This is a genomic window from Caballeronia sp. J97 (genome assembly GCF_905220305.1).
GTDB lineage: Bacteria > Pseudomonadota > Gammaproteobacteria > Burkholderiales > Burkholderiaceae > Caballeronia.
On record NZ_CAJMZL010000011.1, the window covers coordinates 193,368 to 203,855 of the forward strand.

Sequence of the window (10,488 nt, forward strand, 5' to 3'; positions counted from 1 at the left end):
TCAGGATTTCGCCAGGTCGGGTTTCACCTCATTCGTCATCGGCGAAGCAGCGGAAACACGGAGGCGGGCGCGCTGCATTGCAGCTTGCGTGCGGTGATTTGGCGGTATATACAACCAGAAATCGTGCATGCCGCACGACCCGTCAGCGAGGAACCATCGATGCCCGCCAACCGAATTCCCGTGATCGACTTCGCCGGCGTGGTGGAAGGCGACGCCGCCGCGCTGGCACGCGCGGGCCACGAGATCCATGAAGCGTGCTCCAACATCGGCTTCTTCTACATCGTGAATCACGGCGTGCCGCAAGCGGTGATCGACGCCGCGGCGCAAGCCGCGCGCACGTTCTTCGCGCATCCGGTGGAAACCAAGCGGCGTGCGGCGGTGAATCAGCGCCATCGCGGTTTCAATTCGCTCGGCGATGCGACCATGTATCAGGCAAAGAAGCCCGACTACAAGGAGTTCTTCAGCATCGGACTCGAATTGCCGGAAGACGATCCGGACGTGCTCGCGGGTCAGGCGCTGCGCGGACCGAACAACTGGCCCGACTTCATGCCCGAATTGCGGCCTGCGCTCTACGGCTATTACGAAGCAGTCGGCGCATGCGGCGCGCATCTGTTGCGCGCCGTGGCGGCGAGCCTCGGCATCGACGAGCGGTTCTTCGCGGCGCGCTATGGCAAACGCATGCAGCGCACGCAGATGGTCTACTACCCGCCGCAACCGCCCCAGTCCGACGAGGATCAGTTCGGCGTCGCGCCGCACACCGACTACGGCTGCATCACGCTCCTGTGGCAGGACGACGTAGGCGGCCTGCAAGTGCGCGAGATCGCGAGCGACACATGGATCGACGCGCCGCCCATGCCGGGCAGCTTCGTCGTGAACGTGGGCGATCTGCTCGCGCGCTGGAGCAACGATCGCTTCAGATCGACCTTGCATCGCGTCATCAACGCATCCGGGCGCGAGCGCTATTCGATCGCGACGTTCTATGACCCGACTTACGACGCCGTCGTCGATCCGGTCGATCTCGGCACGCCCGCCGGCGAATCGCGCCACGCGCCGGTCGCGGCGGGCGATTACATTCTCGGGCGCATCAACGACTCCATGGGCTATCGCAAGAAGCGCGCGGCGGAACAGGGCACGGCGGCATGAGCGGCGCATCGACTGAAGCGTTCGAACGCGTGATCGGCGCGTTGCGCAGCGCGCTCGGCGACGACGGCGTGCGCACCGGCGAGGCCATCCCCGACCACGCGATGACCGACTGGACCGGCCACACGCCCACGCGTCCCGCCGCGCTCCTGTTGCCGCGTTCGACAGACGAAGTGGCGCGCGCGCTCGCGATCTGCAACGAAGCGGGGCAGCGCGTGGTGCCGCAAGGCGGCATGACCGGGCTCGCGGGCGGCGCGATCGCGCAGGCGGATGAGATCGCGCTGTCGCTCGCGCGCTTCGCGGGCATTGACGAAATCGACGCAGCCTCGGCCACGATGACCGTGCGCGCGGGCACGACGCTGCAGGCCGCGCAGGAAGCCGCGAACGCCGCCGGTTTCGAACTCGGGCTCGATCTCGGCGCGCGCGGCTCGTGTCAGATCGGCGGCAACCTCGCGACGAACGCGGGCGGCAATCGCGTCATCCAGTCGGGCACGGCGCGTGCGCAGGTGCTGGGTCTCGAAGCGGTGCTCGCGAGCGGCGCGGTCCTGAGTTCGATGACCAAGATGACGAAGAACAATACGGGCTACGACCTGAAGCAGCTTTTCATCGGTTCCGAGGGCACGCTAGGCGTCATCACGCGGGCGGTGCTGCGCCTTCATCCGCCGCGAGGAATGCGGCATACGGCGCTCGTCGCGCTCGACGGCTACGACGCGGCAGTGCGGCTTTTGCGCTCCTTGTCGGCGCGCTTCGGCAACGATATCGGCGCATTCGAGATCATGTGGCCGGACTTCTTCGGCTTCGGCGTCGCGCTGACGGGAGCGACCCGCTCGCCGTTCGCGGTGGCGCATCCGCTGTATGCGCTGATCGAGCATGCCGGCCTCGACACGGCGGATCAGGGCGAAGCCTTTTTCGCCGCGCTCGCCGACGCGCTCGACACCGGTCTGGTGCGCGACGCGATCCTCGCACAATCGGTGGCCGACGCGCGCGCGCTCTGGGCCGTGCGCGAATGCACCGCGGAGTTTCCGGCGCGCATGGACCCGGTCAACTTCGACGTGAGTCTGCCCATTGGCTCGATCGGCCAATTCGTCGATGTATGCCGCGCCGCGCTCGATGCGCGCTGGCCTTCGAACCGTTCCTACTTCTTCGGGCATATCGGCGACTCGAACCTGCACGTCACCGTGGACGGGCGTTCGGTTCCGCACGTCGCGCACGATGACATCTACGCCTTCGTGTACGACATGCTCGCGCCATATGGCGGATCGGTGTCGGCGGAGCATGGCATCGGTTTGCTCAAGCGCGCGTACCTGCCACTCTCGCGTTCGCCCGAGGAGCTCGCGGCCATGCGCGCGATCAAGGTGGCGCTCGATCCCAAGGGCATCCTCAATCCGGGCAAGGTCGTCTGATTGCGCGATTGTTATCGCAAGCGCATGAGCAATGGCGGGCAAGCGGCAAATTCGCTTCATCAGTGATAGCTTTTTGCTGATTTCACGAGATATCTGTCGTGTCATGCCGATCGGGCATCGACAATTTAGACGGGGAGAGAAGCATGCTGAAGGAAGAACAAGAGGCTTTCGCACGCGATGGCGTGACCGTATTGCGTGGTGTCTTCACCGACTGGGTGAACGTGTTGCGCGATGGCGTGGACTTCAACGAAAGGCACCCTGGACCCGATTTTCGCGATTACACCAAGGGCACGTCGTCGGGACGTTTCTTCGGAGACTATTGCAATTGGCAGCGCATCGAGTCGTTTCGCCGCTTCGTCGAGGACAGTCCGGCGGCGAGCATCGCGAGAGAGCTGATGGTGTCGAAACATGCGCGCATCTTTCACGAGCATGTGCTCGTCAAGGAAGCAGGTGCGGACAAGGTCACGCCCTGGCACCACGACGAACCCTATTACTGCGTGAGTGCGGAACAGTCGGTCAGCATGTGGGTGCCGCTCGATCCGGTGCCGCGCGAGACCACGCTGGAGTTTGTCGGCGGATCGCATCGCTGGGGGAAACTTTTCCGGCCGCGAAAGTTCACGGGTGTCGCGTATGACCGCACTACGGACGGACTCGAAGAAATGCCGGATATCGATGGTCATCGTGGCGACTACAACATTCTCGGCTGGGATCTGATGCCCGGCGATGCAGTCGCGTTCAACTTTCTCACGGTGCACGGGGCGCCGGGAAATCTTTCGGGTTCGGTTTCCCGGCGCGTGGTGTCGTTTCGTTGGCTCGGCGACAACGCTGTGTTTGTCGATCGGGGCGGCGAGACATCGCCTCCCTATCGTCATCTGGCCGATCGACTGAAGCCGGGCGATCCGCTGCCGGAAGAGGAATTCCCGTTCGTCGTGTGATCGCGATCCGATGCCCGGCTGACTCGATCAGACGAGCGCCCGACTCGCGGCCGCCGCGCGCCCACGAAGCCAGTTGATGCTCGCGAACAGCAGCACGGCAAACACGATCAACATGGTCGCCACGGCCAGGATCGACGGATCGATGGAATCCCTGATGCCGCTCCACATCTGCCGCGGAACCGTCTTCTGATCCGGGCCGCCAATGAACAGAATCACGATGACTTCGTCGAACGAGGTCGCGAAGGCGAAGACGCTTCCCGTCGCGACCGCGGGCGTGATGAGCGGCAGCGTCACTCGCCTGAACGCGACCCACGGCGGCGCGCCCAAGCCGGACGCCGCGCGCAGGAGACTCTGATCGAAAGACAACAATGAAGCCGTCACGGTGATGACGACAAACGGCGTGCCGAGCGCGGCATGCGCAAGAATGACGCCGGGATACGAGTTCACGAGCCCGAGCGGGGCGAAGACGAGATAAAAACCCGCCGCCACCACGACGATCGGCACGATCATCGGGGAAACGATGATCGGCATGACGATCGAACGCAGCGGAAACTGCGTTCGCGACAGACCGAGCGCCGCCAGCGTGCCGAGGCCGGTGGCGATCAGGGTCGACGCCGCGCCGATGGCGACGCTGTTGAACAGCGCGCGTTGCCAGTCGGCACTGGTGAGCGCCTGTTCATACCAGCGCAGCGAAAAGCCCTGCAGCGGATAGGAAAAATAAGAGCCGGCGTTGAACGAAAGCGGAATGATCGCGAGAATCGGCGCCACGAGAAAGAACAGAACGAGCGCGGAATGCACGCGCACCCAGCGGGAAGCGACGCGCTCCGTCAGCACCGTATTGCGTTTGTCTTGCATGATCGCTCCTTTGCGCCTACCTGCATCAACCGAACCGCAAACGGTCGATGCCGACAATGCGGTTGAAGATGAAATAGAAGATCGCCGTGAAGATCACGAGATAGGCCGACAGCGCGCCCGCGAGTCCCCAGTTGAGTTGGGTGTTCGTCTGATTCGCGATGAGTTGGCTGATCATCTCGTCGCCCGCGCCACCGAGCAGAGCGGGTGTGATGTAGTAGCCGAGAGCCAGCACGAACACCAGGAAGCATCCCGCCCCGACTCCCGGCAGCGTTTGGGGGATATAGATCCGCACGAACGCGGTGAAGGGATGAGCGCCCAGCGACTTCGCCGCGCGCAGATAAACGGGCGAGACGCTCTTCATCACCGAGTAGATCGCGAGAATCATGTAAGGCAAAAGCACGTGCGTCATGCCGATCAATACACCTGTGCGATTGAAAACGAGCGGCACCGGATGCGTCACGATGCCGAGACTCATCAGCAGGCTGTTGACGACGCCGCCCGGCTGCAGAAGCACGTACCACGCCGTTGTCCGCACCAGCAGCGAGGTCCAGAACGGAACGATGACCAACAGCATCAGCCGGTTGCTGCTTTTTTCGGGAAGATTCGCGAGCAACCAGGCCACCGGATAACCCAGCAGCAAGCAGAGCACGGTGACCGTGAAGCTGATCGAGATCGTTCGCACGAACGCCTCGCGATAGACCGCAGTGTTCGCCGGCAGCGAGGCGATCGAACCTTGCGGCGTCACTTTCGCGTCCACGGCATTCAGCAGGTAATCGGGAGTCGGCGACGCGGCAGCGCGCTTCAACAGCCGCCATGTTTCGGGCGAGTTCCAGCGTTCGTCGATCTCGATCAGAGCCGGCTTCCAGGCGGAAGGCGTATCGCTGCGAATGCCGCGTGCCGTCTTCATCAGCAGGCTGCGGAATTCGGGTTGCGCGAAATTCATGCGCTTTGCGACTGTGCCGAGTTGTCCGCTTTGCTGCGCGTCCTGGATTCCGGATGCGAGCAGGGCGAACGTATGCTCATCAGGCACGCCACGGCCATCCCACGCATCGAGTGCGCGGGACAGTGCTGGCATGCTGTCGGGCACTTCGCGGTTCTGTACGCTGCGGGCGAGCAACAGCGCGATCGGCGCAATGAAGGTCGACAGTAGAAACACGATCAGGGGAAGCGCCAGCATCAGCGCTCGAAGCGATGCGCGGCGTTGTGCCTTTCGATAGGACGCGCGGCCGTCGGCTCTCGTCGTAGAGCCCGAGGCCGGGGCATGGGCCGGTACTGGGGTATGGGTAGTCGCGGTCACAGCGGGCTCTCGTTCGATAGAAGTATTACTGAGTCAACCAAACCTGGAAGCGCTTGTTGATCTCGTCAGCGTTATCCGCCCAGAAGGTCGGATTGATCTGGACCGCACGCTTGAAGTTATCCGGCGCGGTCGGCAGGTCGGCCAGTCGCTGCTTGTCGACGAGCGGGATCGCGTCCTTGCGCGGCGGCGCATAGGCGATGTACTTCGAGAGATCGGCATAAGCCTTCGGCTGCGACGCGGAGACGATGAACTTCGCGGCTGCGTCGGCGTGCTTCGCTCCCTTTGGGATGCCCCACCATTCATAGTCGTAGACTTGTGCATCCCAGACGATCTTGAAGGGCTTGTTGTCCTTCTTCGCGGCATCGTCGATTCGGCCGTTGTAGGCCTGCGTCATCACGACGGCGCCATCGGCGAGCAATTGCGGAGCTTGCGCGCCCGACTCCCACCAGACGATATTCTTTTTGATCGTGTCGAGCTTCTTGAATGCGCGGTCGACGCCCGCCGGCGTCCCGAGCACCTTGTACACGTCTTTCGGATCGACGCCGTCGGCGATCAGTGCCCATTCCATCGACCCTTTGGGTGACTTGCGCAGCCCGCGCTTGCCGGGGAATTTTTGCAAGTCGAAGAAATCGTTGATGGTGCCGGGCGCCGTCTTGAGCTTGCTCGCGTCATAGGCGTAGACCGTGGACCACACCATGCTTGCGACCGCGCAGTCGCTGATGGCACCGGGAATGAAGTCGCTCGTATTGCCGAGGCTCTTCTTGTCGAACTTCTTGAGCAGCCCTTCGTCACATGCCGTGATGGCATCGTTGCTCTCGAGATCCATGAGATCCCATGTCGTGTTCTTCGCCTGCTCCATCGCCGAAAGCTTCGCGAGACCTCCGTCATACGATTCGAGCGAGAAGTTGACGCCGGTCGCCTGCGTGAAAGGCTCGAAATAGGCCTTCTTTGCCGCGGTCTCATAGGCGCCCCCAAAGGTGACGACATTGAGCGTTTCCGCGGCCTGCGCCGAAACGGCAGCGACGGCGACGACGGCAAGTGCGGCACATTTTGCTTTGACGTGAGTGCGCATTTCAGTGAGCTCCTGCGGCTGCGGCCGCGATCATGGAAGGTGAGGAAGATGCGGGGGTAGGAACTATGGCCGCGCTGCGGGGCACGCTCGCAGCGAGAATCTTGCAGTCGTCGTGGCGCCAGGCCACATCGATGGTGTCGCCTGCCGAGGGCAAGGCGTGGCGTTGAGTGTTGGGTACCTTCGCGACGAGCGAGTCGCGTGTTCCGAGCGTCAAATGCACGCGGTGATGATCGCCGCAATACACAAGTTCCTGCACCTTGGCGCGCACGACATTAGTGTGTTCGTCCGCTCGGGTGCCCTCGGCACTGGGGATATGCGCACGCTCGGGACGCAACGCGAGCATCGCGTTATCTCCAACGCCCAAGCCCTGTTCGCATCGGCCGCGGATGACGCTGCCATCGGAGAGCGCCAACGTCGCCCAGTTGTTCTGCACCGACACAACGCGTCCCCGCAAGCCGTTATTCTCGCCCACGAAGTTGGCGACGAAGGCGTTGCGGGCGTTTTCATAGAGCTCGGTGGGCGTCGCGGCCTGCTGAATGCGTCCATCGGAAAAGACCGCGACCCGATCGGACATGGTCAAAGCTTCCGCCTGATCGTGCGTCACGTAGACGATGGTGAGCGAAAGATCGCGATGCAGCCGCATGATCTCGTACTGCATGGTTTCGCGCAGACGCTTGTCGAGCGCACCGAGCGGCTCGTCCATGAGAACGACGCTCGGTTCGAACACGAGTGCGCGCGCGAGCGCGACGCGTTGTTGTTGTCCGCCCGAGAGCTGAGCGGGACGCCGGTTCGCCAGATGCGGCAACTCGATCATCTCCAGGGCGCGCTTCACCCGTGCTTTCTGGTCTGCGCGGCTCACTCGCCGGACTGACAAAGGAAATGCGACGTTCTCGGCAATCGTGAGATGCGGAAAGAGCGCGTAGTTCTGAAACACCATGCCGATGTCGCGCTGGTGCGGGGGCTTGTCGTCGAGGCGCCTGCCGTCAAGACGTATCTCACCCTGCGTGGGCGACTCGAAGCCGGCAAGCATCATAAGCGTGGTCGTCTTGCCTGAGCCGGACGGGCCAAGCAGCGACAGGAACTCGCCCTTTCGTACATCGAGGTTCAAATCGTCGACAACGTAATTCGCGCCGTCGTACGACTTGCTCACGCCTGAAAACGAAATGAAGGATGGGTTTGACATCGTGATAGCGTCCTGTCAAAAGTGCTGCGATTAAAGCGCAGTGAGCTTCGACGCGAGGTAACGAGCGAAGTCATAATTCGGGCGTTCGAGGGGGCTCAGGTGTCCGGGTTTTGCAAGCGGGGCATGCACGCCGCGAAACACTGCTTCCACGCCACGCTTATCTTCCGCATTCACTTCGTCGAGCAATGCCTTGAGCGTGGCCATATGCGCGTTGGCTTCGGGGTCGGCGATAAAGTCGGGTGCAAGCCCACCGCCGAAGCGGATATGCACTTTGTCGACGCCGCGCGGCTGCAACACGAGATACCAGAAATAGCCGGGCGTGAGCGTGACGAGATGCGTCGGATAAATCGCGAGCAACGCGGTCGTCTTGCGCCAGTGTCCGGTCAAGCGATGGTTGTCCGGATGGGCATTACCGATGGGAAGTGACGCTTCCTTCGTAATCCAGTGGTAATTGAACGCGGGATAACCCGGCGGGCATTCCATTTCTTCGAGTCTGGAATGCGGACCGACCGTTGCGCGATGCAGCATCGGCAGGTGATAGCTTTCCATGAAGTTCTCGGCGAGGATCTTCCAGTTGGTATCCCAGACGTGTTCTTCATAAAAGGTCTCGACGTAGTCGCTCATCCCGTACGCATCGATCAGCTCGCCCAGTTGCGCGAGTTGCTGGTGAACCGGACGTGCATCCTGATCGAGTGTCACGTAAATCCAGCCTTGCCACTCCTCGCAGCGAATCGTCGGCAGCTTGTAGCTCTCCGTGCAGAAACCTGCTTGCTGATTCATCAGCGGCGCACCCTTGAGCGCGCCGTCGAGTCCGTAATTCCAGGCGTGATACGGGCAGACGATGCGGCGTATATTCCCTCGACCTTCGAGCAGAACAGACATCCGATGCAAGCACACATTCGACATTGCGCGGAGCCCCATCTTCTCGTCGCGCACGACGACGATCGGTTGAGCCGCGATGCTCGCGGTCAGATAGTCGCCAGGTGCATTCAACGTGCTCGCGCGCCCCACGCATTGCCACTCTTTCGCAAAGATCACCTGCTCTTCGAGAGACAGGAACTCGGGCGACGTGTACACGCCAGGAGGCATCGAGCGCGCGTCGCTGAACGGTCGCTCGCAGCCTGCCACAAGCTCGTCGACCAACACAGAGACTGCCGTTTGCCTGGTGGGGTTTTCCATGAGACGCTCCTAAAGCCGAGTGCGTTCGCGCTACGGGGTCCGCGCTTCGATCGCCTCGAATGAAGGTAAATCTACCAAGCCAAATTGCTAGTCAAAGCATTGTTTTCGGATACTAAAGGAAGGATTTAGCTATGCACGGCGCGCGAGGCCCGTCCGCTGTGGTTGCGGGTTACGCGTCGAGCTTCAGACGGCGAATATAGTTTTCGCTAAAGGCAGAGAATCGAGACACCAGTTGCCGCGGCTTCATCTCTTTCGATTGGGCGATTCCGAGTGTCGTCGCGTTGACGCTGTCCCGGAAATGCTTGATCACGAACTCGCCGCCGTCGACGGTTTGCGTCGAATTCAGCGGAAAGTTCAGGATGCTGTAGCCAAGCCCGTTTGCGACCATCCCACGCACGACTTCCGGTTGCGAGGAACGAAAGGCGGGAACAGGCCGGGCTCCGACGACATCGAAAAGCGCGGCGAAGTAGTCCCGGCTGTGCGGCAGATCCAGCATCACGTACGGCTCGTCTATCAGATCCTGTAGCGACACCTTTCGCGCGCGCGTCAATCTGTGCGTCGCGGGCAGTATCGCGTACGGCGGCAGGGACAGCAGCGGCGTAAAGGCGATGTCCTCGGACAGATCGAGACTGTAGGTGAGCGCGATGTCCAGCGAACCGTCGTGCAGGCCGTTCAATAGCTCGTCCTGATGCGCCTCGATCGTGCGAAAGCTGATTCCACCGTGCTCGCTCGTAAAGCGGCTGATCAATCCTGGCATCAGGGGCGGCGCCAGAGACACGAGACAGCCAAGCGCGATCGATCCCGTCATGCCTCCGTCCATTTCGGTGGCGGTCATCTGGAATTCCTCGGCGATCTTCAGGAGGTTGCGCGCTTGTCCAAGCAGATCGCGCCCCGCCTGAGTCAGCGACAGGCCGCTTGCATGATGCCGGATGAACAATTGCACGCCGAACGAGATCTCGAGGTCGGCCAGCGCGGTTGAGATGGACGGCTGGGATATGTGCAGGCGTCTTGCAGCGGCCGTAAAAGACAGCACTTCCGCAGTCACTACAAAGTATCGCAACTGGCGCAGCGAGTAACGCAGCGGCTGATTTTCCATGGACTCTTGCTCCCGGTTGACATGACCAGATGAATCGCATTGTGGAGTGACCGAAAAACGATTGCATAGCATATTCCGATGCTTTGCAATTATTTAATATATTTTTCGGATTCTGAAGGCGGGCGTAGATTGCTATCGGAACGATCAACACCCGTGCCTGAAGGCCACGAGCTGACAACGGGAACAACCGAACTCCGCTTCTTCGAAGGACTCAGCGATGACAGTCGAAATAACGGCAACAGACACGCTCGTTGTGGGCGCCGGGCAAGCAGGCATCGCGATGAGCGAACATCTGAGCAAGCTCGGCGTACCGCATCTCGTGCTGGAA

9 protein-coding genes are annotated in these 10,488 nt (G+C 61.7%); 3 read left to right on the forward strand and 6 right to left on the reverse strand.

All coding sequences use genetic code 11. The features are described 5' to 3' along the window. Positions 1 to 159 precede the first annotated feature (159 nt). The 3 genes from U4Y90_RS16870 (at position 160) to U4Y90_RS16880 (ending at position 3,478) form a co-directional block, all read left to right on the forward strand. On the forward strand, positions 160 to 1,143 hold the full coding sequence (locus U4Y90_RS16870; RefSeq protein WP_321796128.1) for an isopenicillin N synthase family dioxygenase: 984 nt from the start codon (positions 160 to 162) through the stop codon (positions 1,141 to 1,143). Next, positions 1,140 to 2,543, forward strand: a complete 1,404-nt coding sequence (locus U4Y90_RS16875; protein ID WP_321796130.1) for an FAD-binding oxidoreductase — start codon at positions 1,140 to 1,142, stop codon at positions 2,541 to 2,543. Before U4Y90_RS16870 ends, U4Y90_RS16875 begins: the two co-directional genes overlap by 4 nt. Before the next feature lie 143 nt (positions 2,544 to 2,686). Beyond that, positions 2,687 to 3,478, forward strand: coding sequence for a phytanoyl-CoA dioxygenase family protein (locus U4Y90_RS16880; RefSeq protein WP_321796132.1), 792 nt, complete (start codon positions 2,687 to 2,689; stop codon positions 3,476 to 3,478). A gap of 27 nt (positions 3,479 to 3,505) precedes the next feature. Here the strand turns inward: U4Y90_RS16880 and U4Y90_RS16885 are convergent, their stop codons facing one another. From U4Y90_RS16885 to U4Y90_RS16910, 6 genes are all read right to left on the reverse strand, one after another. Further along, the gene (locus U4Y90_RS16885) at positions 3,506 to 4,333 is read right to left on the reverse strand and encodes an ABC transporter permease (RefSeq protein WP_321796134.1); all 828 of its coding nucleotides are present in this window, start codon (positions 4,331 to 4,333) and stop codon (positions 3,506 to 3,508) included. Between the two features lie 25 nt (positions 4,334 to 4,358). Next, entirely contained in the window at positions 4,359 to 5,510 is a 1,152-nt protein-coding gene (locus tag U4Y90_RS16890; RefSeq protein WP_321796136.1) for an ABC transporter permease, read from the reverse strand. A gap of 145 nt (positions 5,511 to 5,655) precedes the next feature. Then, positions 5,656 to 6,702, reverse strand: a complete 1,047-nt coding sequence (locus tag U4Y90_RS16895; protein ID WP_321796137.1) for a polyamine ABC transporter substrate-binding protein — start codon at positions 6,700 to 6,702, stop codon at positions 5,656 to 5,658. 1 nt (position 6,703) lies between these two features. Beyond that, the gene (locus U4Y90_RS16900; RefSeq protein ID WP_321796138.1) at positions 6,704 to 7,885 is read right to left on the reverse strand and encodes an ABC transporter ATP-binding protein; all 1,182 of its coding nucleotides are present in this window, start codon (positions 7,883 to 7,885) and stop codon (positions 6,704 to 6,706) included. A gap of 30 nt (positions 7,886 to 7,915) precedes the next feature. After that, positions 7,916 to 9,064, reverse strand: a complete 1,149-nt coding sequence (locus U4Y90_RS16905) for an SRPBCC family protein (protein WP_321796139.1) — start codon at positions 9,062 to 9,064, stop codon at positions 7,916 to 7,918. Between the two features lie 169 nt (positions 9,065 to 9,233). After that, positions 9,234 to 10,160, reverse strand: coding sequence for a LysR family transcriptional regulator (locus tag U4Y90_RS16910; protein ID WP_321796140.1), 927 nt, complete (start codon positions 10,158 to 10,160; stop codon positions 9,234 to 9,236). Between the last annotated feature and the right edge of the window lie 328 nt (positions 10,161 to 10,488).